This is a genomic window from Pseudomonas sp. ADAK18, from assembly GCF_012935695.1.
In the GTDB taxonomy this organism is placed as follows: domain Bacteria; phylum Pseudomonadota; class Gammaproteobacteria; order Pseudomonadales; family Pseudomonadaceae; genus Aquipseudomonas.
Genome location: NZ_CP052859.1, coordinates 3,825,017 through 3,846,139, shown reverse-complemented (window position 1 = coordinate 3,846,139; position 21,123 = coordinate 3,825,017). Strand labels below are relative to the sequence as shown.

Below are 21,123 nucleotides of genomic sequence, written 5' to 3'. Positions count from 1 at the left end.
GATTTTCAGTGACTATTCGACCTCTTTTCGCGGCCCTCGCCGTTGTAGCTTTGGCGGGATGTGCAGCCGATCCAGCGCCGAATGAACAAATGCGCCTGACCCGGCAAGCCTTGGAGCAAGCCACTGCCGTGGGCGCCATCGCCGACGACTCGCCTGAGTTGAAACTGGCCGAAGGCAAACTCGCCCAGGCCAAGGCTGACATGGCTGATGAGTCCTACAAGGATGCCCGCATGCAGGCCGAGCAGGCCGAACTGGACGCTCGTCTGGCGGAAGCGCGGGTCCTGACCCAGAAGAGTCAGGAAAAACTGAATGTGCTCAACACCCGCATTACCCGCCTGCGCAAGCAGCTGCAGTTGGGAGACGCCCAATGAGCCCGATGATTCGCGGTTTGAGCAGTGTGCTGCTGCTGGGCAGTGTGGCGATGGGCGGTTGTGCCAGCCATCCCAACAGCGATGCCGCCTTGCAACAGGCCAGCAGCGACTTCCAGAAGGTCAAGGAAGACTCCAACGTGCTGCGCATCGCGCCCAAGGACGTGATTCGTGCCGGAGAGTCCCTGGCCCGTGCCGATCGTTTTTCCAGCTACCTGGGCAGCGGTGCCGACGTAGAGCATTACGCCTACCTCAGCCAGCGCTACAGCGCGATTGCCCGAGAGCATACCGAGCAAGTGCTTAACGAAGAACGTGGCGCCAAGCTCGAACTGGAGCGCCAGCGCCTGCAACTGGCTCTGCGTGAGGCCAAGTTGCTGAGCGTGCAGCAACAGGGCAAGTGGCTTGAGGAACAGATCATCAACCTGGCGACCACCCAGACTGATCGTGGCCTGGTGATGACCCTTGGGGACATGCTGTTCGACACCGGTGACGCAGAGCTGAAAAGCTCGGCCAACCGCACGGTGTTGAAGATCGTCCAGTTCCTGCAACTGAATCCCAAGCGCGTGGTGCGCATTGAGGGTTACGCCGACAATACTGGCGGTGAGCAGGAAAACCTCAAGCTGTCCCGGGACCGTGCCCAAGCCGTGGCCGATGTACTGGTGGACCTGGGAATTGATGAAAAACGCATCCAGGTGGAAGGTTATGGCGACCAGTATCCGGTGGAGGTGAATGCTTCCGAGCGGGGGCGTGCGCAGAATCGTCGGGTGGAGATTGTGTTCTCCGATGAGAAGGGCCAGTTGGGCGCCGCGCGATAAAATACGCTCACTGAAACAACCCGGGTATAGCCCGGGTTTTTCATGCCCGCCATTCAGTGCTCGACCCTTACAGTTTTTTCTATCACTGCCGCCCGTGCTCGACTATTGTGGCAACTGTCCCCGTACACTTCTAAACTGTGCCGGTATGTTTCACACAAAAATAAAATACCCGTGAAATCGAGTGCTGCGTCATGACCAACCTTTTGCTCTATCAACGTATCGCTCAGCAACTGGCTGAGGATATTCGACGCGGTGTCTATCAACCGGGCGAGCGCGTGCCGTCGGTGCGCAAGATGAGCTCCCAGCTCAACGTCAGCCACGCCACGGTGTTGCAGGCTTACGCCAACCTGGAAGACCAAGGCCTGATTCGCGCACGGCCGCAGTCCGGGTACTACGTACACCAGACCCCGGCTCTGACCGCGCCAACGCCGGACATCGCCCGGGTCGAGCGTCCAGGGTTGGTTACCCGCAGCAGCATCATTCAACAAGTACTGGTGGAGTCGCGCCGCGAAGGCGTGTTCCCGTTGGGCGCTGCGGTGCCCAGTGTCGACTATCTGCCGGTACGGGCGTTGCACCAGCAACTGGCCAAGGTCACGCGCTTCCAGAGCCCACGGGCCTTCAGCTACATGTTCAGCCCCGGTTTCGAACCGCTGCGCCGCCAAGTGGCGATCCGCATGCGCGATGCCGGCGTGGTGGTCGACCCCAGCGAAGTGGTGATCACCCACGGCTGCGTCGACGCGTTGCAGATGTCGTTGCGGGTGCTGACGCGTCCCGGCGACCTGATCGCGGCCGAGTCGCCTACCTATTACGGTTTGCTGCAACTGGCCGACCTGCTTGGCCTCAAGGTCATCGAGATCCCCAGCGACCCGGCCACCGGCATGAGCCTGGAAGCCCTGCAACTGGCGGCCAACCAATGGTCGATCAAGGCGTTGGTACTGACAACGCGCTTGAGCAATCCCCTGGGCGGCACCATGCCTGAGGAACGGCAAAAGCAGCTGCTGCGCCTGGCGTCGGACTTCGATATCCAGATTGTCGAAGACGATATCTACGGTGAACTGATGTTCGAGCTGGGCCGAACAAAGGCCCTGAAAGCCTATGACCGCCTGGATCGGGTGATCTATTGCTCGAGTTTCTCCAAGACCCTGTCTCCGGGGGTGCGTATCGGCTGGATGATCGCCGGCAAGTACCAACAGGAGGTCCAGCGTCTGCAAATGTTCAGCACGCATTCGGCCTGCAGCGTCACCCAGATGGGCGTCGCGGCGTACCTGGAAAATGGCGGTTATGACCGGCATTTGCGCTATATCCGTCAGGAGTACCGCAAGAACCTCAGTGCCTTCCAATTGGCGGTGCAACAGTATTTTCCCGAAGGCACGCAGATGACCCGGCCGACCGGTGGCTTCATCTTGTGGGTCAGTTTGCCGGGACGGGTCAATACCCAGGAACTGCACGTGCGTGCGTTGCAGCAGGGCATCAGCATTGCGCCAGGGCTGATCTTCAGTAACACGGAACAGTTCAACCACTGTATTCGGCTTAACTGCGGCACCCCATGGAATCGCGAGGCGGAGCGGGCGTTGATGACCCTGGGCATGCTGGCCAGCCAGTTATGCCAGGAAACAGCGGCAGGTTTTTGAACGGTGTAAAGGGGACTCAAACACTCGTGGATTGATCAGCGCGCTTGTCATGCCGGGCGCAACAAGCGAGCATATGGCCCTCTGCCGTTAATGCTGTTGGCGATATGACATCTACTTTTCCTGCCGCGTTGTTGATTTGCCTGTTAAGCCTGTGCAACGCCGGCGTGGTGTTGGCGGCTCCGGTGAGCGAGCGAGCCGCTGCCGTCAGCACTGAACACAAGGCGTCGGTGGCGAAAAAAACCACCCTGGCCCCAAAAAAGCCGGTTGCCAAGAAAGCCGCCCCCGCGAAAAAACGTGCACCTGTCGCCAGCAAGTCCAAATCGGCCCATGAAGTGGCCCAGACCAAACTGCCGCCGGCGCGGCTGGACTTGAGCCTGCCGTCTGACATGGTCAGGCACTTACAGCCCCTAGGCACCGTGCCGAAGCCGAAGAATGTGCCCTTGTTGCCACCGATGTTCGAGGAAAAGCCCGCTGACAATAGCGCCTTCCAGATCAATGGGCGCTTGCTCAGCAATGAGATGAAGCTGCAACTGCGCAACGAAGAACGGCGCGAAGTGGAAGGTGCCGCGCTGGATTTCGAGTTCAAGCAATAAACGCCTGCCTGTAAACGTGACGCGAACAGCTGACCTTCTGTCGCAGACTGGTCAGTCACATTGGTTTTGCGCGAAAAACCCCTGTTAGGCCAATTTAAAACAGATGTTTAAGGGCGTACTCTAGCCTGGCCATCAATACTTAGTCGTCGAGGATCTGCTCGTCATGAAATGCCGTGAAGGCTGTGGCGCATGCTGCATTGCCCCATCCATCAGTTCACCGCTACCCGGTATGCCCCAGGGCAAACTGGCGGGCGAACGCTGTCTGCATCTGTCGGTCGAACAGCTGTGCCAACTGTTCGGGTTGCCGGAGAGGCCAGCGGTCTGCAGTGCGTTTCAGGCGGATATCGAGGTGTGTGGCAACAGCCAGGAAGAAGCGATCAGGTTGATCGGCTGGTGGGAGCAGATGACGGCGGCTTAGTGGGCTTTACTGTCGGAACTTCAACAATAAGGAATAAAACAATGGGTTCGCTGAAACGAATGGCTGTGTTGTGCGGTTTTACTGTTTTGTTTGCCGCCGCAGCGCAGGCTGAAGACTGGCAAACGGCCAAGGATGAAGACGGCATCAAAGTGTCTTTGAGTGAAATCGCCGGTTCCAAATACAAGGCGTATCGCGGTGTGACCGTGATCAAGGCGCCGCTGGCCAAGATTCAGGCCTTGCAGGAAGACGTGGCGGGCGCCTGTTCCTGGATCCACGAATGCAAGTCGCAAAAACTGCTCAAGCAGGAAGGTGACAAGAGCTGGACCTATACCCAGTTCAAGGCGCCGTTCCCGGTTTCGGATCGTGACTCGATCCTGGAAATCACCACCAGCACCGCAGCAGATGGCAGCGTGACCCGCAAACTGTTGGAAGTGCCGACCTACCAGCCGGAAGTGAAGGGCTATGTGCGTGTGGCCCAGGTCGAGGGCTACTGGAAACTGGTGCCCAAAGGCGACAACCAGACTGAAGTGACCTACCAAGTGCACACCGAACCTGGTGGCAGCGTGCCGTCGTGGTTGGCCAACAAGTTCGTGGTGGACGCGCCGTTCAATACCTTGAAAGCGCTCAAAGCACACGCTGAGAAGTAAGCACCCTGTAGCCGCTGACGAGGCACGAGGCTGCGATGGGGCGCGTAGCGGCCCTTTTGGGCGCTCCTGCGGACCGCATCGCAGCCTCGTGCCTCGGCAGCGGCTACAGTTGAACGATTGCCAGTGCCCCAAGGTCCAGATGTCCGTAAGCCCGTCCATGGGTTTTATCGAGGAGGCACTGATGCAAATGTGGAACATCACCTTCGTTGACGATCATGGCGTCCAGTCTGTGGAGCAGTTCGCCTGCACCGAAAAACCCACCCTCGAAGACGCTGCCCACTTGATCCGCGCTAAGCTGCTGCCGGTGGCCGCCGAGTTGGACCTTAACGACCTGGATGGCCGCACCGATGAGCCAACGGTCAAGAGCCTGAAAAACCAGAACAGCATCCAAATCCTCAGCATTGCCCCCGTCGCCTGAACATTCCCTGACTGCCATTCAACCGCCTCTGGTGGAGGTGATAGCTTCGCGCTACTCTGCAAGGGAGATCAGCGAATGAATCGCTAAGGTCTGGTCTTGTCAGCTACATGCTTGTTTTCCTGCGGTGATGCCATTACCGATTTACCTGTGCCGTTCGAGCACGGGGTTTGGGAAGCACGGAAAGTCTATCCATCAGTTTGAGGAGGACGTTTCATGAGCACAGCCTATCAAGAAGACATCAGCACCAACGTGTTGCGCCGCATGAAAGAGGGCGGCTTTGACTTCTCACGTTTCCACCCCATCGAGTTCTACGCCATTTTTCCGGATGAAGCCCGGGCGCGCAGGGCTGCGGGTCGATTTCGTGGGGAATCCCTCAATGCCCAGGTGAGCGTGCGGGACGACGGCGCCTGGTACCTGGAACTGAGCAAAGTAATGTTCGCCACCTACGACGGCATAGGAGACTTTGAGCAAGACTTTGAGGCGGTGGTCGAGCCTCTGGGCGGGATCATCGAGGGATGGGGCGTGAAGCAGGAGGTGCGTGGGTTACCCATGTAGCGTGATGAACACCACAGCGTATCGGCTGACCCTTGGGTCGGCCGATTTTGTTTTTGCTGTCGCAAATATCCGGTACAAAAAAAGGCCACCCGAGCGGGGTGGCCAAAAGGGAAGACCGGACATGAAGGGGAACCGGTCGGTACACGAGCTACCAAATTACCGGTGGTGCAATAGGTGAGGCTGTAGGACGTGTCCTGTTCAGCTGATGAGGGCGATTATCCCCAGGGATTGCCGGGCAGTGAAATCAACTCTGGCTATGCTGTTGATAGTCAAAGCCTGCGTCGCAATGAGGCGTGGGGCGAGACGCGTAGCATTTGCTGCACCGGGACGGTGCAACTGGCCGTTCGGCTATATCCAACCGATTGATACTTAAGTGTTTATGCCGCTGGCACGGGCCTTGCGATGATTCTTGCGTCCGGGTGACAAGGAGTACGGCATGATCCGCACTTATTATGATGAGATGTACGACGGGGCAGGGCTGGTTCGCCCCCATTACCGCGAGTTCGCCCGCTGGTTGGCCGAGACCCCTGCCGAACTGTTGGCCCAGCGTCGGCGCGAAGCCGATCTGCTGTTCCACCGCGCCGGCATCACCTTCACCCTGTACGGGGACGAGCAAGGCACTGAGCGCCTGATTCCCTTCGACACCATTCCCCGCAGCATTCCGGCCAGCGAATGGCGGATCGTCGAGCGCGGCTGCATTCAGCGAGTCAAGGCGCTGAACATGTTCCTCGCCGACCTGTACCACGAACAACGGATCATCAAGGCTGGGATCATTCCCGCCGAACAGGTGCTGGCCAACGAGCAGTACCAACTGGCTATGCAAGGCCTGGACTTGCATCGCGATATCTATTCCCACATCTCCGGTGTCGACCTCGTACGGGATGGCGACGGCACTTACTACGTCCTTGAAGACAACCTGCGCACCCCCAGTGGTGTCAGCTACATGCTGGAAGACCGCAAGATGATGATGCGCCTGTTCCCTGAGCTGTTCGCCGCCCAACGCATTGCGCCGATTGATCACTATCCCAACCTGCTACTCGACACCTTGAAAAGCTCCAGCCCGCTGGATAACCCCAGCGTGGTGGTATTGACCCCGGGACGCTTCAACAGCGCGTTCTTCGAGCATGCATTCCTGGCGCGGGAAATGGGCGTGGAGCTGGTGGAAGGTGCCGATCTGTTTGTAAGGGATGACCGCGTTTTCATGCGCACCACCGACGGTCCGAAAGCAGTCGATGTGATCTACCGTCGACTCGACGATGCCTTCCTCGACCCGCTGGCCTTCAACCCGGATTCCATGCTCGGTGTGCCGGGCCTGTTGGCGGCGTATCGCTCGGGCAATGTGGTGCTGGCCAATGCCATCGGCACTGGGGTGGCGGATGACAAGTCGGTGTACCCCTTCGTCACGGAGATGATCCGTTTCTACCTGGACGAAGAGCCAATACTGAAGAACGTTCCGACCTTCCAGTGCCGTAAGGCCGACGAATTGTCCCACGTGCTGGCCAACCTGCCTGAGCTGGTGGTCAAGGAAACTCAAGGTTCCGGCGGCTACGGAATGCTGGTCGGCCCAGCCGCCAGTGCGGCGGAAATTGAAGCGTTCCGGGCGAGAATCAAGGCCAAGCCCCATGCCTATATCGCCCAACCGACGCTGTGTTTATCCACCTGTCCGACCTTTGTCGAAAACGGAATTGCCCCGCGCCATATCGACCTGCGGCCGTTCGTGCTCTCAGGCAAGGAAACCCGCGTTGTGCCTGGTGGCCTGACCCGCGTGGCGCTGCGGGAAGGCTCGCTGGTGGTCAACTCGTCTCAGGGCGGCGGTACCAAAGACACCTGGGTGGTCGAGGATTGAAGCCATGTTGAGTAGAACTGCCTCGGATTTGTACTGGATGTCGCGTTACCTGGAGCGAGCGGAAAACCTCGCGCGGATGCTTGATGTCAGCTATTCCCTGTCGTTGATGCCCCAGGATGGGCGCGGCGATGGCCTGCATGAACTGGCCATGCCGCTACTGATTACCAGCACCCTGGACGATTACCACGAGCGCCACGGTGAATTGCACGCCGAACGGTTGCTGCATTTTTTTGCCCTGGATGCGGCCAACCCGGCAAGCATCTACAGCTGCCTCGGTGCTGCCCGTGCCAGTGCCCATGCGGTACGTGGGCGAATCACCGCCGACATGTGGGAAAACATCAACGCCACTTGGCTGGAAATTCGCGGCATTGCCCAGCAGGGCCTGAGCCGCTACGGCATGAGTCGATTCTGCGAGTGGGTCAAGGAGCGTTCGCACCTGTTCCGCGGTGCGACCTACGGCACCATCATGCGTAATGACGCCTTCCGTTTTATTCGCCTGGGCACGTTTATCGAACGGGCCGATAACACGCTGCGCCTGTTGGATGCCCGCTATGAAATGGCCGGTGACCAAGCTGAGGCTGTCACCGATGGCACAGCCCATGCGTATTACCAGTGGAGTGCATTGCTGCGGGCCTTGTCTTCCTTTGAGGCCTACACCGAGATCTACCGCGACGCTCCCGGTGCGCGGCAAGTGGCCGAACTGTTGCTGCTGCGGGCCAATGTTCCGCGCTCACTGCGGGCCTGCAGCGAAGAGATCGACCAGATTCTCGCCAGCCTGCCTGGCGTCAACGGTCGCCCGGCCCAACGTCTGGCCGCCGAGATGGACGCGCGCCTGCGCTTTACCGCTATTGACGAAATCCTCGAGGAAGGCCTGCACGCCTGGCTAACCGACTTCATCCCGCTGGTGCGCCAGTTGGGTAACGCTATTCACAGTTCCTACCTGGAGGCGGCATGAGACTCTCCATCAGCCACGAAACTACCTACCACTACGAAGACCAAGTGCGCGCCAGCATCCAGTACCTGCGCCTGACGCCTCACGACAGCGAGCGCCAGCACGTCCTGAGCTGGCAACTGGACTTGCCACGGCCGGTGCGGGCGCAGTTGGACCCGTTCGGCAATATCTTGCATGTGTTGACCCTGGACGAGCCTCACGAAGCGATCATCATCGGCGCCCGCGGCCAAGTGGATATCGATGAATTACGCGAGGCCGAGCATGAGAGCCAATCGGCATTCCCATTCTTGCGTTGTACACGCTTGACCGAACCGGATGAGGCCCTGCGCAGTTTTGCCGAAAAACAGTGCCACCAGCGACGGGACCGCAGTGCGCTGATCGACCTGATGCACGCGCTCAACCAGTACATGACCTATTCACCAGGGGCGACCGAAGTCGACACCTGCGCCGCCCAGGCTTTCGCCGGTCGCGCCGGGGTCTGCCAGGACCACACCCACGCCTTTTTGGCGTGTGCTCGTAGCCTGGGGATTCCGGCGCGGTATGTGTCGGGGTATTTGTACACGGAAGACAGCGAACACCTGGCCAGCCATGCCTGGGCCGAAGCCTGGCTGGATGATGCCTGGTACAGCTTTGATGTGACCAATCAGCTTGCCCGTCCCGAACGGCATTTGAAATTGGCCGTCGGGCTGGATTACCTGGATGCGTGTCCGGTGCGCGGGATGCGCCGTGGGGGAGGGCATGAGCAGATGCATGCCAAGGTGTTTGTGGCGCCGACGCCGGTGATTTCGGTGCAGCAGCAATAAGGCTTCTGGTGCATGCCTGATATTACGTAGCAGTTGTCGAGCGCCAGCGAGGCTACGTAAGGCCACATCACTAATAGAAAGCCGAACCCCCGACACTTCAAGTCAGAGGGAGTGGCGTCGCCCCCTATGCAGCCTCGCGGGGGCTCGACTGCTGCTACGCGGTGTACCCAGTTAGGTTACTTTTTCGGTGAGGTTCAAGGCGGTATCTAGGGCTGTTTTCTGCCTGCCATGTGTTTCAGGTAGCCCACCAGCAAGTCCAGCTCACCGTCCGGCAACACACTGGCCGCAAACGCCGGCATCTTCGCCTGGGGCCAACGCCTCAGGCTCTGTGGATCGCGGATGTAGCGCTTGAGGAAGTCGCCGCCGAAATACTCCGTGGGGCTGTAGGGGATATTCAAGTCCGGTCCCACTTGCGCATCGCCCGCACCATTCAAGCGGTGGCACGCCATGCAGTTCTTCTGGAACAGCGCAAACCCTTGGTTGATCGGGTCATCGGCTGCCAGCTCTGGATCCGGCAACAGCGCTGGGAAACGCTCGGCTACGGTCTTCAACTGCTTGATTGCAGACATCTGAAATGGCCACTGCTCCGGGCTGATATGGCCTGCTTGCGGATCGGTCCAGACTAGATAAAACGGCCCTGCACTGGGTTTGTCATCCCCCAGATTCGGCCAAGGGTGGGCCGGATCTTCCACGGCCAGCCAGGCTTGGGCGCCGGTTTTTTCCAGCAACGGGCCGGCACTCAACTCTGCGGCAAAGCCGTCCAGGGCCACCGCCTGCACGTGGTTCTGCGGCTTGAGACCTGGCAGCAACACCGCCAAAGGAACAGCGCGATAAGTCATCTGGCGCTTGTAGGAAACGTCATCGACGATCTGTACCGTTCGCACATCCGGGTGTTTGAGCAGGTCAGCGGTTTGCCACGTTTTGCTGGTGTGATCCAGTTCGATGGTCAACTGCGCGGCCGAGGCCGGCAAGGTCAGTAGCAGGGTCAGGAAAGCGAAGATGTATTTCAAAGGCGGGCCCATCTGTGGGAGCGTTGACCTGAATAGTCAAAGGTCGAAATCGTGGCTAACGATACCGCAAATCAACCCAAAAACGGCACGCAAAAAGGCAGCCCCTATAACGGGACAGCTGTACGCAATTTCCCGGTAGGAGCTGCCAAAGGCTGCGATCCTGACGCTGCATTCGCGCCGCATGTAGGGATGAGATCAGTCACCCAATGACCTTGGTCAGATTGGGCAAAATCAGAATCAGGGTGGTGGCGAAGAGGATAAGTCCCGCCTGGCGTACTTTCGATTGTTTGAACATGGCTGACTGCCTTTTGTTGTTATTCCTGAGCGTCAAATGCGTGCCGTTGCATCTCACTATGACGGTGTTACATGAATCTTTTCTTACAGCTGCTCCAGCAAGACCCGGCAGCAACCTAATACAGTTCCTACAAGGTCAACCTTAGAGCCCTTGTCGTTCGTGGCTTAGATCCATTTCATATCAGCAAATATCAAAAACCTTTTAAAAACGCATGAGGCCTATCGCCATCTTGGCGGCAGCCCTAGGGCTAGACAGCTAAAACGATTAATCAGTAATTTCCAGTAGCCTCCTACCGTTCGTCTGAGCGTGACCGTCAAGGTCAATGAGCGCTTCGGTCATTGAATCCAGCGCCCCTGCGCTTAAGGTAGGAGCACGGTCGGCTCTCAGCTTGAGAGCTTCATTGCACAGTGGTTCGAGGACGTCATGACCCAAGCTTTGATCTTTGATGCGATACGCACGCCCCGGGGCAAAGGCAAGGCCGATGGCGCCTTGCACAGCGTCAAGCCGGTGAACCTGGTGGCGGGGTTGCTGACGGCGCTGCAACAGCGCACCGGCCTCGACACTCGGCAAGTGGATGACATCGTCCTCGGCTGCGTCACTCCGGTCGGTGATCAGGGCGCAGATATCGCCAAGACCGCCGCGCTGGTTGCCGACTGGGACATCAGCGTCGCCGGCGTGCAGATCAACCGGTTCTGCGCCTCAGGTCTGGAAGCGGTCAATCTGGGGGCGATGAAAGTACGCTCCGGGTTCGAAGACCTGGTGGTGGTCGGCGGGGTCGAATCCATGTCCCGGGTGCCCATGGGCAGTGACGGTGGCGCCTGGGTGCTGGACCCGCAAACCAATATGCACAGCCATTTCGCGCCCCAAGGGATCGGTGCCGACCTGATCGCCACGCTGGAGGGTTTTACCCGCCACGACGTCGATAGCTTTGCCTTGCACTCCCAGCAGAAAGCGGCGAGGGCGCGGTCAGATGGGTCCTTCAATAAGTCGCTGGTGGCGGTGCGTGATCAAAACGGCATCGTGCTGCTGGATCACGACGAGTTCATCCGTGGCGACTCCACACTCGAAGGCCTCGGCAAGCTTAAGCCCAGTTTCGAGATGATGGGGCAGATGGGCTTTGATGCCACGGCGTTACGGGTCTACAGCCATGTCGAGCGCATCAACCATGTGCACACACCCGGCAACAGTTCCGGGATCGTCGACGGTGCTGCATTGATGCTGATCGGCTCTGAAGCCAAGGGGCGTGAGCTGGGTTTGCAACCAAGGGCGCGAATTGTCGCCACGGCGGTTACCAGCACCGACCCGACCATCATGCTCACCGGCCCCGCGCCGGCCACCCGCAAAGCCCTGGCCAAGGCCGGCCTGCGGGTTGAAGACATCGACCTGTTCGAAGTCAACGAAGCCTTTGCCTCGGTGGTGCTCAAGTTCATCAAGGACATGGGCATTGATGCCGCCCGGGTCAACGTCAACGGTGGCTCCATTGCCATGGGCCACCCCTTGGGTGCGACGGGGTGCGCGATCCTCGGCACCTTGCTCGACGAGTTGGAGGTGCGCCAGCAACGCTATGGCCTGGCCACCCTGTGTGTCGGCGGTGGCATGGGTATCGCCACTATTATCGAACGCCTCTGAGCCTAAGGAAATTGTCATGACCGATGCCATTCGTTACGAAAAAGGCCAGGACCAGATTGTGGTGCTGACCATCGACATGCCGGGCCAGAGCGCCAACACGATGAACGGGGTGTACCGCGAGGCCATGGCGGCCTGCGTTGCCCGCTTGCAAGCTGAGAAGGAGTCGATTGCCGGGGTGATCATCACCTCGGCGAAGAAGACCTTCTTTGCCGGTGGCGACCTCAATGAACTGATCAAGGTCGACAAGCCCCACGCCAAAGAATTTTATGACAGCGTGCTGGTGTTGAAAGCCCAGCTGAGGGCCCTGGAAACCCTCGGCAAACCGGTCGTGGCGGCGATCAACGGCGCGGCCCTGGGCGGAGGTTGGGAAATTTGCCTGGCCTGTCAGCATCGGGTGGCCCTGGACCATAAGTCGGTGCAGATCGGCTTGCCGGAAGTCACTCTGGGTCTGTTGCCGGGCGGTGGCGGGGTGGTGCGGATGGTGCGCATGCTCGGCCTGGAAAAGGCTTTGCCCTACTTGCTGGAAGGGAAAAAAGTCACGCCGCAGCAGGCGCTGCAAGCCGGGTTGATTGATGAGTTGGCGGCGGATCGCGATGAACTGCTGGCCAAGTCCAAAGCCTGGATCCTGGCCAACCCTGGCGCGAAACAACGCTGGGACAGCAGCGGTTACCAGATCCCTGGCGGCACACCCTCGAACCCGAAAGTGGCGCCGATGCTCGCCATCGCGCCGTCGATTCTGCGCAGTAAAACCAATGGCTGTTTCCCTGCGCCAGAGAAAATTCTCTGCGCCGCCGTGGAGGGCGCCCAAGTGGATTTCGACACGGCGCACCTGATCGAAACCCGGTACTTCACCGAACTGGTCACCGGTCAGGTGGCGAAAAACATGATTGGCACCTTCTGGTTCCAGCTCAATGAAATCAATGCGGGGCGCTCGCGGCCCCAAGGTTTTGCACCCTACGTGACCCGTAAGGTCGGCGTGCTCGGAGCCGGGATGATGGGCGCGGGGATTGCCTATGCCAGCGCCTCGGCCGGGATCGAGGTAGTGCTCAAGGACATCAGCCTGGCGGCGGCCGAGAAGGGCAAGGCTCACTCGGCAGCGCTGTTGGACAAGAAGGTCAGCCGTGGGCAATTGACCGCTGATCAACGGGAAAGCACCTTGGCGCGGATTCATCCGACCGAGTCTGACGCAGACTTGGCTGGTTGCGACCTGATCATTGAGGCTGTATTTGAGGACCGTGAGCTCAAGGCCAAGGTTTCTGCTGCTGCACAAAGTGTTGTGGGCGCCGACGCGGTAATTGCCTCCAACACCTCGACCCTGCCCATCAGCGGTCTGGCCACGGCAGTGCCCGACCCGAGCAAATTCATCGGCCTGCATTTCTTCAGCCCGGTGGAAAAAATGCCCTTGGTGGAAATCATCAAGAGTGCTCGAACCAGCGATGAAACCCTGGCCCGAGGTTTCGATTTCGTCCTGCAAATCAAGAAAACCCCGATCGTGGTCAATGACAGTCGTGGCTTCTTCACCTCGCGGGTATTCGGCACATTTACCAACGAAGGCATCGCCATGCTCGGCGAGGGCGTAGCGGCGCCGATGATTGAGACCGAAGCGCGCAAGGCCGGCATGCCCATTGGCCCGTTGGCAGTTTCCGACGAAGTGTCTCTCAGCCTGATGAGCCATATCCGTCAGCAAACCGCCAAGGACCTGCAGGCCGAGGGCAAACCACTGCCTCAGCATCCGGCGTTTGTGGTGATCGATTTGTTGCTCAATGAGTACAAGCGGCCAGGCAAGGCGGCCGGCGGTGGTTTCTACGATTACCCGGTTGGCGGGCAGAAACACCTGTGGCCGGAGTTGAAAACCCGTTTTGAAAAGTCGGGTCAGCAGATCTCGTCACAGGATGTGCGCGATCGCTTGCTGTTTATCCAGGCGATTGAAACCGTACGCTGCGTGGAGGAGGGCGTGCTGATGTCCACCGCCGATGCCAACGTCGGCTCGATCTTTGGTATCGGCTTTGCGGCCTGGAGTGGCGGGGCGCTGCAATTTATCAATCAATACGGCTTGAACGACTTTATCGCTCGCGCCCGCTACCTGGCCGAGCAATACGGTGAGCGGTTCTCGCCACCGGCCTTACTCCTGGAAAAAGCAACGCAGAGCACGACTTTCTGACGGTTTTGGCGCCTGTCAGTTAGGTGCTCGACAGGTAGTGAGTCACTTGTGGTGAGGGGGCTTGCCCCGTTGGGCTGCGAAGCGGCCCTAAAACCTGCTATCTCGGTATACCTGAAAAAAACCGGCGATCTTATTGGGGCTGCTTCGCAGCCCAACGGGGGCAAGCCCCCTCGCCACAGGGTTAGTGTTTGCTGTTCATGGGCCGGTATTAGGGCTTGCCTTAACGGGGTATTTCGAGGCAGGCTCTGTGGGTGTGCATTATTCCCATCACAGTGTCAGGTATTTTTTATGTCGCTACGCGTCTGCATCCTGGAAACCGATAACCTGCGTCCAGGCCTGGTCGATCAATATCAAGGTTACGGGCAGATGTTCAAGCGCCTGTTTTCCAAGCAGCCGATTGCCGCCGAATTTGTCGTCTACAACGTGGTGCAGGGTGAATATCCGTCGGATGCCGAAGTGTTTGATGCGTACCTGGTGACTGGCAGCAAGGCCGATTCCTTCGGCACCGATCCCTGGATTCAGACCCTCAAGACTTACCTGTTGAACCGCTATGAGCGTGGCGACAAGTTGATCGGCGTCTGCTTCGGTCACCAGTTGCTGGCGTTGCTGCTGGGTGGCAAGGCTGAGCGGGCCAGCCAGGGTTGGGGCATGGGCATCCACGACTACAAACTCAATGCCAAGGCCCCATGGATGAGCCCGGTGGTGGAAGAACTGACGCTGTTGATCAGCCACCAGGATCAGGTGACCACCTTGCCGAACAACGCCACGGTGATCGCCTCCAGCGAATTTTGCCCGTTTGCGGCGTACCACATCGAAGATCAAGTGCTGTGCTTCCAGGGTCACCCGGAATTTATCCACGACTATTCCCGGGAGCTGCTGGAAATTCTTCAGACAACCCTGGGGGAAAAGGTCTACAGCAATGGCGTCGCAAGCTTGGCGCGAGACCACCACGGCGTCACCGTGGCGGAATGGATGATGCGCTTTGTCGCCCACAAGCCGCAGGTCGCCTGATCAATCAACCGGCGGGATGGGTTAAAGCCATCCCGATCGCTTGAAGCTGAACCACAAACCGCTACATCCCACCGCGATAAACCCCAGCACCGCAAAATAGCCGTAGTGCCATTGCAGCTCCGGCATGTTCTGGAAGTTCATCCCGTAGATCCCGGCCACCGCTGTCGGGAAGGCGAGGATCGCCGCCCAGGCGGCAAACTTGCGCTGTACCACGCTTTGGCGCGAGGCCTCGAGCAATACGCCAATCTCGATGGTCTGACTGGCGATGTCTCGCAAGGTCGCCAGGTCTTCCATCTGCCGTGTGACGTGAATCTGCACATCGCGAAAGTACGGGCGCATGTTCTTGTCGATAAACGGGAAGCTCAGCTTCTGCAGTTCCTCGCTGATCTCCACCATCGGCGCCACATAACGACGCAGGCGTAGCACGTCGCGGCGCAGGCCGTGAAGGTTCTGGATGTCCCGTTCATTCAGGGAGTCGCACAGCACGTTGCGCTCCAGTTCATCGATCTCGGCGTGAATCGCCTCGCTCACCGGCTGGTAGTTCTCGGTGACGAAATCCAGCAGCGCATAGAGTACGAAATCTTCCCCGTGTTCCAGTAACAGTGGCCGCGCCTCACAGCGTTGGCGTACATAGCCGTAGGACGCCGAGTGGCCGTTGCGGGCCGTGATGATGTAGCCGTTGCCGGCGAAGATATGGGTTTCGATAAACACCAGTTTGCCGTTTTCGCGAACCGGCGAGTAGGTCACGATAAACAGTGCATCGCCGAAGGTTTCCAGCTTGGGCCGGCTGTGTTTTTCCAGGGCGTCTTCGATGGCCAGTTCATGCAGGTTGAACTGGCGTTGCAGATTGGCCAGCTCCTGGGCATTGGGCTCTTCCAGGCCGATCCAGACAAAGTGGCCAGGCTTGGCAGCCCAGGCGGCACCCTCGTCGAGGGTGATATCGGTGACTTTCTTTCCGGCGCTGTAGACGGCCGCCGCAACAACTCTACCCATAATGCTGATCGCTTCTTCTTGGATGGCAGGTGACAGGCAGCTTAGCCTGCCCTGCGCTATCAGAGTCAGCGAATTCGGTGGGGTTCACCGGCAATTTCAGGTGTGGTTTGCAGTTCTCGATCCATTGCCTCAATACAGTCGTTCATCTGTGCCCTGCAGGTCAGCATCAACTGAGGCATGTCATCCATGGTCAGGCCGGTTGTAGGAATCGCCGGCAACGAACGAATCAAGATATCGCCACTGTTCCAGGCGTTCAGTTTCATCTGCTTCACGTAGGTGCTGACACACACCGGCACAATCGGCACCCCTGCGGCAATTGCCATCTGGAACGCGCCTTTCTTGAATGGCAGCAGGGTTTCACCGAGGTTGCGCGTGCCTTCGGGGAACACCCAGATCGACGTATCTTCGTGCTGCAAGGTATGCGTGGTGGTGAGCATCGAGCGGCGTGCCTTCTGCGCGTTGCCCCGATCAATCAGCACATTGCCCGCCAACCAGAACAACTGCCCGAACAACGGCACCCATTTCAGGCTTTTCTTGCCGATGCACACAGTACGGTAGGGCACCACATTGCCGAACACGAACAGATCATAGTTGGACTGGTGATTGGCAATGATCACGCAGCTGTTGGGCTTGTTCCGCAGCGAGTCGATCTGGGTCTTGACTCGCAAGCGCAAGATCCACATCGCCGGCAACGCATACAGTCGCGCGCACAGGCGACTGTTGTCCGGATTGAATGGCCGGCAAAGCCCCAGCAATACGCCGAGCACACCCGCCACCATAAAATGCAGGCCCATCAATAACATGCGTAACAAATAAAGCATCAACACGGACCATCGGGACAAAAGGTGGCGCAGTGTACGGATGTGCACTGTTTTCGGCAATTGCCCCTATAGAGGTAGGAGATGGGCGATGTTTGAGCGCATGTTTCAACATGCGTTGATAGCACCGGTTTAGAGGGCTAGAGGATCTTGCTGAATGCGGGGTAAGAAAAAGCCCGACTCAAGTTCGGGCTTCGGCTACAGATGATGTGGGTGACTTAACCTAAGTGTTCCTGGTCCTGGATGATCGCGTTATCCAGCGTTTCCAGCAGCGCCTTACGCACTTTGAGCTTGGTGTGCTTGTGGGCGTTCATGTTGATCTTCTTCAACTGACGCGCGGCTTCCAGGGCGGTAGCCTGCAGTTCTTCAGGCGCGACTACCTTGTCGAGGAACCCGGCACCCAAGGCACCTTGCGGGTCGAACATCTCGGCATTGATCACCGACCGATGAAACGCCGACTTGCGCAGACGATCCCGCGCCAACTCGATCCCGGCGTGGTGCATGGTCATGCCGATCATCACTTCATTCAGGCCAATGCTGAACGGCCCTTCGACCCCAATCCGATAATCCGCCGACAACAGCAGAAATGCACCCTTGGCCACCGCATGCCCAGGGCACGCGACAATCACCGGGAACGGGTGCGACAACAGACGACGGGCCAGGGTCGACCCCGACGTCACCAGACTGACCGCCTCTTTAGGGCCGGCAGTCATCACCTTCAAATCGTAGCCACCCGACAAAATTCCGGGCTGGCCCGTGATGATCACCACCGCCCGGTCCTGCACAGCCTGGTCCAGCGCTTCATTAAAGGCGCTGATCACAGCAGGCGAAATGGCATTGACCTTGCCGTTGCTCAAGGTCAGGGTCGCGATACCGTCTTCGAGGTGGTAAGCAATCAACTCACTCATGACGCGATTCCTTGTAATACTTGTAATAGAAGTACAGGCAGCAGACGTTACCCACCGCGCCCGCCCTGGTAAAGCGCCGTGACTGACTACCCAGTCAGACTTTTCCCTCATGCCCACCCGCCAGCGGCCTTAGGCAGGGCGCAGCACCCACTATAGACAAGCGCCGCCCGTGCCTGAGAATGGCCGAATCGCCACCCTGGGCACGGCAGCGGATGCGCCTGGAACGGGATAACCGTCTAACCGCATGAAAATTCTGAAAAAAACCTTTGCCATCGGAAAAGCTTTCGACTACATTAGCGCGCCTCGACAGACTGAATCAGTTTGACGAGATACGGTGAAGTGTCCGAGTGGCTTAAGGAGCACGCCTGGAAAGTGTGTATACAAGAAATTGTATCGAGAGTTCGAATCTCTCCTTCACCGCCATATTCTGCTAAAGAGCCCCGTTTTTACGGGGCTTTTTTGTGTCTGTTGATTTTGTTCCCCCATTTGTTCCCCCATTTGGATTTTGGAAAGTTATCCGTGTCGTTAGATGGCTCGGGATCGAGCTATTTGCCATGCTGGCGAATGCGTCAGGCTCTAGTACCGTTGGCGCTGTCATTGGACGCACAGCTCTTTCTAGCGCATGTAAATCGATAAGGAGGGGGCCGATACATTCAAGTGCATGCATGCCCGTTGACTCCTGTGCCACTCATTGCAGCTTAGTTTCTGCTGGGCACGTCATAGCTCAAGGCAATGATGGCGTTCACAGTCTTCACTTTCTTCAGTCGTTTTTCCACCTCTCGCTTTACGTTCTCCTTATCACCCTCAAACGGTGGCTGCTCGCTCTCCATGGCTTGCTCCCACATGACGAGTCGCTCTGTTGATCGCTCCAGGTGCTTCATGGTCTCTTCAAACTGAGCTTTGAGAGACTCTATCGCGAGTTCTGAGCGCATGCGTTCCAGTGCTAGGGTTGTCTTGAGCGTCTTTTCTCGTTCGCTGTGCTTTCTTGCGGCCCATTCGGCATCGTCGATGAGCATGGTAACGACTTCTGTTTCTGTAACCCTGTTGTCCTTGGCTCGACGAGACAGGCTTGCTCTAGTCGAGTTTGGGAGCGAAAAGGTACATGGCTTTCTGCCGTTGCTAGCTGAGCGATATCGGTGTTGTCTCAGCGCATTTTTCAAGCGCGTTACAAACTTCAATCCCTCGGTTGTCTGCTCAAAGTCGGCGATATCCACTACCACCTGGTCGTAACCCTCTACCTTTCGGCGAGCAAAGCGCTCTGTGTTGCCGCGCATTCTCGCGTCGGCATGCCTGCTGATGTACTGCTGCACCCACCGCCATTCGTCACCACTTCTGCGTAACCATTTCAGTTCATTTCTATCTTTGATCATTGCTTCAATCCACCAGCGTTGTGCGGTTTTTGCGGGTGCGTGTATTTTCGAGTGTATCAATTATTATAATGTTACTGTCGCGTTATGAGTAACGTTATTGTACAAATACAATATTTTATATAGGGTATAAAAACTGTTAATTAATGATATGTACTCCAGTCTATGAAGCTTTTTTCTCAGCTATTTACTGCGACGCTCGAAGGTGCAGGTCCAGAAACCAGATTCGTTTTTGAGCTGCTCGCGGCTGGAGCTGCGAGCGCAGCGGGCGATGTGGAGGGTTACAAAGTTAAAGCGCTCGCTGTGCAGTTTCGCTTGTCTCAAAAGCTGGTCAGCGACGCCTTGGGGGATTTGATTCGATTGGGCATGGTGTTGCGACAGCGCGGGTCACCGGAGGGTAAAGGCAGGCCGGCAATCACCTATGCGCTCTCTCCAGCGGTGGCGCAGACGCTGAAAGCCAGCGGATCAGTGTACGGGGTTCATGGCGAGCTACTGGAATGCCTATTTTCTGGTGCGCACATCGGGATGGAGGTGCCTGGCTGTCTGCCGAGCACTGCGAAAGACAGGCAGAAAGTGACCAAAGCGGGCAGGCCTGCCCCGCCCGGCGCTAGCAAGCAACTGAGTGCGTGTAATCGGTTGTTGTTTGCCACCTTACTTGCTCGTGCGGATCACTGTGGAGTGGTCAGCGGGATCGGCGGCCCGGAGTTACGGAAATTGACAGGCTTCGACGAGGCCAGCTTGAAGCATCGCCTGCGACGACTGATGGATCTGGGGTTGATCCGTCGTTATGTGCCAGGTGTATCAAGTTCAATTTTTGCGAAGTCGAAGGTAAGCAGTACCTATTTTTTAAATCTGAATCATCCCGGCTTTGAACTTAAGGGAGACTGCACGGTGATGGTTCATTTGGCTTGGAATCCTGAGGATAAAAGCTATACCCATACTGACGATCTCCGTATTGATGTCATCAGGTACGAACGACAGCTTGAATATTCAGATCCAGTGACGCCGATCAACGTCATTCGTTTTTTGGTGGGGCAGCGCCCGCGTGTTTACCCCGTCCTCCAGATCATGCTGTATCGGTATGCCTCATTTTTACTGTCCCAGCACTGGCGTGCGCTTTTGCCGGGCGCCTACCTCTGGGATGATAGGCTCTACGAAATGATCAAGCTTGATTTTCGTAAGCCGGTACTGATGGTGCCGGATGAGAGTGCAGCGGCGGAGCAAGCTAGGCTTGATGCCGAATGGGTTGAGGCCATCGAACATTTCTACAAGCTGGCCCATGATATCGCCCATGAGTTTCGCAGCAGATTTGGTCAGGCAACTTTTCTTCAGTTTGATTCGGTCCAAATGAGCCTGCTCCCCGTTGCTGATGATCTTGGGTACAAGGTCATCACCATGGTGGTCAGCTCATCCCCGGTTGGCTCAAAGGAGTTTGTCTGGCTGGAGGAGGAGAAACCTGGCGTAGTCAGTCTTCGACCGCAGACGTCGGAGTCTGAAGTCAACTTGAAAAATCGCTATGACCTCGGGTTGCTCACTCCGCCCAAGCGTAGGGCTGGGAAGAAATAGGTCATTTTTTACAAGTCTTGCCAATCCTCTGAACGAACAGAGGAGCCCCGTTCATGAGGATCATCCGTCTGAAAGATGTCATCGACTCAACCGGTTTGGGTCGCTCAACCATCTATAAATACATCTCTGAAGGAATCTTCCCTAAGCCGGTCTCGCTAGGAGAGCGCAGCGTTGGCTGGGTAGAGGGAGAGGTGCATGATTGGATTCTGGCCAGGATCGAGGAACGCGATCTGGCTGAATGAGTTGCGGCACGGAGGGGCAGGCTAGCCGGCATAAACGCCATGACCGGCTCACTGTCGGTCATGGCGTTTATGCCGCT

The 21,123-nt window shown here is 57.8% G+C and carries 21 protein-coding genes and 1 tRNA gene; 17 read left to right on the top strand and 5 right to left on the bottom strand.

Features of this window, described 5'->3' with window-relative positions; translation table 11 throughout:
* The first annotated feature begins 8 nt into the window (after window positions 1-8).
* The 11 genes from HKK55_RS17250 (at window position 9) to HKK55_RS17200 (ending at window position 9,046) form a co-directional block, all read left to right on the top strand.
* Complete coding sequence (locus HKK55_RS17250) at window positions 9-371, top strand: DUF4398 domain-containing protein (RefSeq protein WP_169355785.1); 363 nt, start codon at window positions 9-11, stop codon at window positions 369-371.
* Entirely contained in the window at window positions 368-1,183 is an 816-nt protein-coding gene (locus HKK55_RS17245) for an OmpA family protein (protein ID WP_169355784.1), read from the top strand. Before HKK55_RS17250 ends, HKK55_RS17245 begins: the two co-directional genes overlap by 4 nt.
* Before the next feature lie 191 nt (window positions 1,184-1,374).
* Window positions 1,375-2,814, top strand: coding sequence for a PLP-dependent aminotransferase family protein (locus tag HKK55_RS17240; RefSeq protein WP_169355783.1), 1,440 nt, complete (start codon window positions 1,375-1,377; stop codon window positions 2,812-2,814).
* A 104-nt stretch (window positions 2,815-2,918) separates the two neighbouring features.
* A complete protein-coding gene (locus tag HKK55_RS17235; RefSeq protein WP_169355782.1) occupies window positions 2,919-3,407 on the top strand; it encodes a translation initiation factor 2 in 489 nt (162 codons plus the stop codon).
* 163 nt (window positions 3,408-3,570) lie between these two features.
* Window positions 3,571-3,825: a YkgJ family cysteine cluster protein gene (locus HKK55_RS17230; protein ID WP_169355781.1), complete on the top strand. Its 255-nt coding sequence runs from the start codon at window positions 3,571-3,573 to the stop codon at window positions 3,823-3,825.
* Window positions 3,826-3,866: 41 nt separating this feature from the next.
* On the top strand, window positions 3,867-4,472 hold the full coding sequence (locus HKK55_RS17225; RefSeq protein WP_169355780.1) for an START domain-containing protein: 606 nt from the start codon (window positions 3,867-3,869) through the stop codon (window positions 4,470-4,472).
* Window positions 4,473-4,629: 157 nt separating this feature from the next.
* Window positions 4,630-4,890 (top strand): hypothetical protein, encoded by a 261-nt coding sequence (locus HKK55_RS17220; protein WP_169357892.1) that lies wholly within the window; start codon window positions 4,630-4,632, stop codon window positions 4,888-4,890.
* 213 nt (window positions 4,891-5,103) lie between these two features.
* Window positions 5,104-5,445 carry a ribonuclease E inhibitor RraB gene (locus HKK55_RS17215; RefSeq protein ID WP_155583128.1) on the top strand — a complete coding sequence of 114 codons (342 nt, stop codon included), beginning with the start codon at window positions 5,104-5,106 and terminating at the stop codon, window positions 5,443-5,445.
* A 436-nt stretch (window positions 5,446-5,881) separates the two neighbouring features.
* Entirely contained in the window at window positions 5,882-7,291 is a 1,410-nt protein-coding gene (locus HKK55_RS17210; RefSeq protein ID WP_169355779.1) for a circularly permuted type 2 ATP-grasp protein, read from the top strand.
* 4 nt (window positions 7,292-7,295) lie between these two features.
* Complete coding sequence (locus HKK55_RS17205; protein WP_169355778.1) at window positions 7,296-8,246, top strand: alpha-E domain-containing protein; 951 nt, start codon at window positions 7,296-7,298, stop codon at window positions 8,244-8,246.
* Window positions 8,243-9,046 (top strand): transglutaminase family protein, encoded by an 804-nt coding sequence (locus HKK55_RS17200; RefSeq protein WP_169355777.1) that lies wholly within the window; start codon window positions 8,243-8,245, stop codon window positions 9,044-9,046. Before HKK55_RS17205 ends, HKK55_RS17200 begins: the two co-directional genes overlap by 4 nt.
* Before the next feature lie 206 nt (window positions 9,047-9,252).
* Here HKK55_RS17200 and HKK55_RS17195 read toward each other — a convergent pair whose 3' ends face one another.
* A complete protein-coding gene (locus tag HKK55_RS17195; RefSeq protein ID WP_169355776.1) occupies window positions 9,253-10,068 on the bottom strand; it encodes a cytochrome c in 816 nt (271 codons plus the stop codon).
* Window positions 10,069-10,774: 706 nt separating this feature from the next.
* Between HKK55_RS17195 and HKK55_RS17190 the strand changes: the two genes are divergently transcribed.
* The 3 genes from HKK55_RS17190 (at window position 10,775) to HKK55_RS17180 (ending at window position 15,152) form a co-directional block, all read left to right on the top strand.
* The gene (locus HKK55_RS17190) at window positions 10,775-11,980 is read left to right on the top strand and encodes an acetyl-CoA C-acetyltransferase (RefSeq protein ID WP_169355775.1); all 1,206 of its coding nucleotides are present in this window, start codon (window positions 10,775-10,777) and stop codon (window positions 11,978-11,980) included.
* A gap of 16 nt (window positions 11,981-11,996) precedes the next feature.
* Window positions 11,997-14,141 carry a 3-hydroxyacyl-CoA dehydrogenase NAD-binding domain-containing protein gene (locus HKK55_RS17185; protein ID WP_169355774.1) on the top strand — a complete coding sequence of 715 codons (2,145 nt, stop codon included), beginning with the start codon at window positions 11,997-11,999 and terminating at the stop codon, window positions 14,139-14,141.
* A gap of 288 nt (window positions 14,142-14,429) precedes the next feature.
* Entirely contained in the window at window positions 14,430-15,152 is a 723-nt protein-coding gene (locus tag HKK55_RS17180) for an amidotransferase (RefSeq protein ID WP_169355773.1), read from the top strand.
* Between the two features lie 21 nt (window positions 15,153-15,173).
* On the opposite strand, the gene HKK55_RS17175 is transcribed toward HKK55_RS17180, so the two are convergent.
* From HKK55_RS17175 to HKK55_RS17165, 3 genes are all read right to left on the bottom strand, one after another.
* Window positions 15,174-16,145 (bottom strand): magnesium and cobalt transport protein CorA, encoded by a 972-nt coding sequence (locus HKK55_RS17175; protein ID WP_155583121.1) that lies wholly within the window; start codon window positions 16,143-16,145, stop codon window positions 15,174-15,176.
* 65 nt (window positions 16,146-16,210) lie between these two features.
* Window positions 16,211-16,966, bottom strand: coding sequence for a 1-acyl-sn-glycerol-3-phosphate acyltransferase (locus HKK55_RS17170; protein WP_169355772.1), 756 nt, complete (start codon window positions 16,964-16,966; stop codon window positions 16,211-16,213).
* Window positions 16,967-17,181: 215 nt separating this feature from the next.
* Entirely contained in the window at window positions 17,182-17,871 is a 690-nt protein-coding gene (locus HKK55_RS17165; protein WP_169355771.1) for a crotonase/enoyl-CoA hydratase family protein, read from the bottom strand.
* A 333-nt stretch (window positions 17,872-18,204) separates the two neighbouring features.
* On the opposite strand from HKK55_RS17165, the gene HKK55_RS17160 reads away from it, so the two are divergent.
* A tRNA-Ser gene (locus HKK55_RS17160) sits at window positions 18,205-18,294 on the top strand.
* 275 nt (window positions 18,295-18,569) lie between these two features.
* Here HKK55_RS17160 and HKK55_RS17155 read toward each other — a convergent pair.
* Window positions 18,570-19,241 (bottom strand): hypothetical protein, encoded by a 672-nt coding sequence (locus HKK55_RS17155; RefSeq protein ID WP_169355770.1) that lies wholly within the window; start codon window positions 19,239-19,241, stop codon window positions 18,570-18,572.
* Between the two features lie 162 nt (window positions 19,242-19,403).
* Between HKK55_RS17155 and HKK55_RS17150 the strand changes: the two genes are divergently transcribed.
* Window positions 19,404-20,804, top strand: a complete 1,401-nt coding sequence (locus tag HKK55_RS17150) for a hypothetical protein (RefSeq protein ID WP_169355769.1) — start codon at window positions 19,404-19,406, stop codon at window positions 20,802-20,804.
* Window positions 20,805-20,857: 53 nt separating this feature from the next.
* Window positions 20,858-21,046: an AlpA family transcriptional regulator gene (locus tag HKK55_RS17145; protein ID WP_169355768.1), complete on the top strand. Its 189-nt coding sequence runs from the start codon at window positions 20,858-20,860 to the stop codon at window positions 21,044-21,046.
* Window positions 21,047-21,123: the final 77 nt, after the last annotated feature.

Coding starts and splice junctions, on each gene's coding strand:
- HKK55_RS17165 (WP_169355771.1), bottom strand. CDS start 17,871: ATGAGTGAGTTGATTGCTTACCACCTCGAAGACGGTATCGCGACCCTG.
- HKK55_RS17180 (WP_169355773.1), top strand. CDS start 14,430: ATGTCGCTACGCGTCTGCATCCTGGAAACCGATAACCTGCGTCCAGGC.
- HKK55_RS17175 (WP_155583121.1), bottom strand. CDS start 16,145: ATGGGTAGAGTTGTTGCGGCGGCCGTCTACAGCGCCGGAAAGAAAGTC.
- HKK55_RS17225 (WP_169355780.1), top strand. CDS start 3,867: ATGGGTTCGCTGAAACGAATGGCTGTGTTGTGCGGTTTTACTGTTTTG.
- HKK55_RS17230 (WP_169355781.1), top strand. CDS start 3,571: ATGAAATGCCGTGAAGGCTGTGGCGCATGCTGCATTGCCCCATCCATC.
- HKK55_RS17200 (WP_169355777.1), top strand. CDS start 8,243: ATGAGACTCTCCATCAGCCACGAAACTACCTACCACTACGAAGACCAA.
- HKK55_RS17155 (WP_169355770.1), bottom strand. CDS start 19,241: ATGATCAAAGATAGAAATGAACTGAAATGGTTACGCAGAAGTGGTGAC.
- HKK55_RS17185 (WP_169355774.1), top strand. CDS start 11,997: ATGACCGATGCCATTCGTTACGAAAAAGGCCAGGACCAGATTGTGGTG.
- HKK55_RS17245 (WP_169355784.1), top strand. CDS start 368: ATGAGCCCGATGATTCGCGGTTTGAGCAGTGTGCTGCTGCTGGGCAGT.
- HKK55_RS17170 (WP_169355772.1), bottom strand. CDS start 16,966: ATGCTTTATTTGTTACGCATGTTATTGATGGGCCTGCATTTTATGGTG.
- HKK55_RS17210 (WP_169355779.1), top strand. CDS start 5,882: ATGATCCGCACTTATTATGATGAGATGTACGACGGGGCAGGGCTGGTT.
- HKK55_RS17235 (WP_169355782.1), top strand. CDS start 2,919: ATGACATCTACTTTTCCTGCCGCGTTGTTGATTTGCCTGTTAAGCCTG.
- HKK55_RS17195 (WP_169355776.1), bottom strand. CDS start 10,068: ATGGGCCCGCCTTTGAAATACATCTTCGCTTTCCTGACCCTGCTACTG.
- HKK55_RS17145 (WP_169355768.1), top strand. CDS start 20,858: ATGAGGATCATCCGTCTGAAAGATGTCATCGACTCAACCGGTTTGGGT.
- HKK55_RS17205 (WP_169355778.1), top strand. CDS start 7,296: ATGTTGAGTAGAACTGCCTCGGATTTGTACTGGATGTCGCGTTACCTG.
- HKK55_RS17215 (WP_155583128.1), top strand. CDS start 5,104: ATGAGCACAGCCTATCAAGAAGACATCAGCACCAACGTGTTGCGCCGC.
- HKK55_RS17150 (WP_169355769.1), top strand. CDS start 19,404: ATGAAGCTTTTTTCTCAGCTATTTACTGCGACGCTCGAAGGTGCAGGT.
- HKK55_RS17220 (WP_169357892.1), top strand. CDS start 4,630: ATGGGTTTTATCGAGGAGGCACTGATGCAAATGTGGAACATCACCTTC.
- HKK55_RS17240 (WP_169355783.1), top strand. CDS start 1,375: ATGACCAACCTTTTGCTCTATCAACGTATCGCTCAGCAACTGGCTGAG.
- HKK55_RS17190 (WP_169355775.1), top strand. CDS start 10,775: ATGACCCAAGCTTTGATCTTTGATGCGATACGCACGCCCCGGGGCAAA.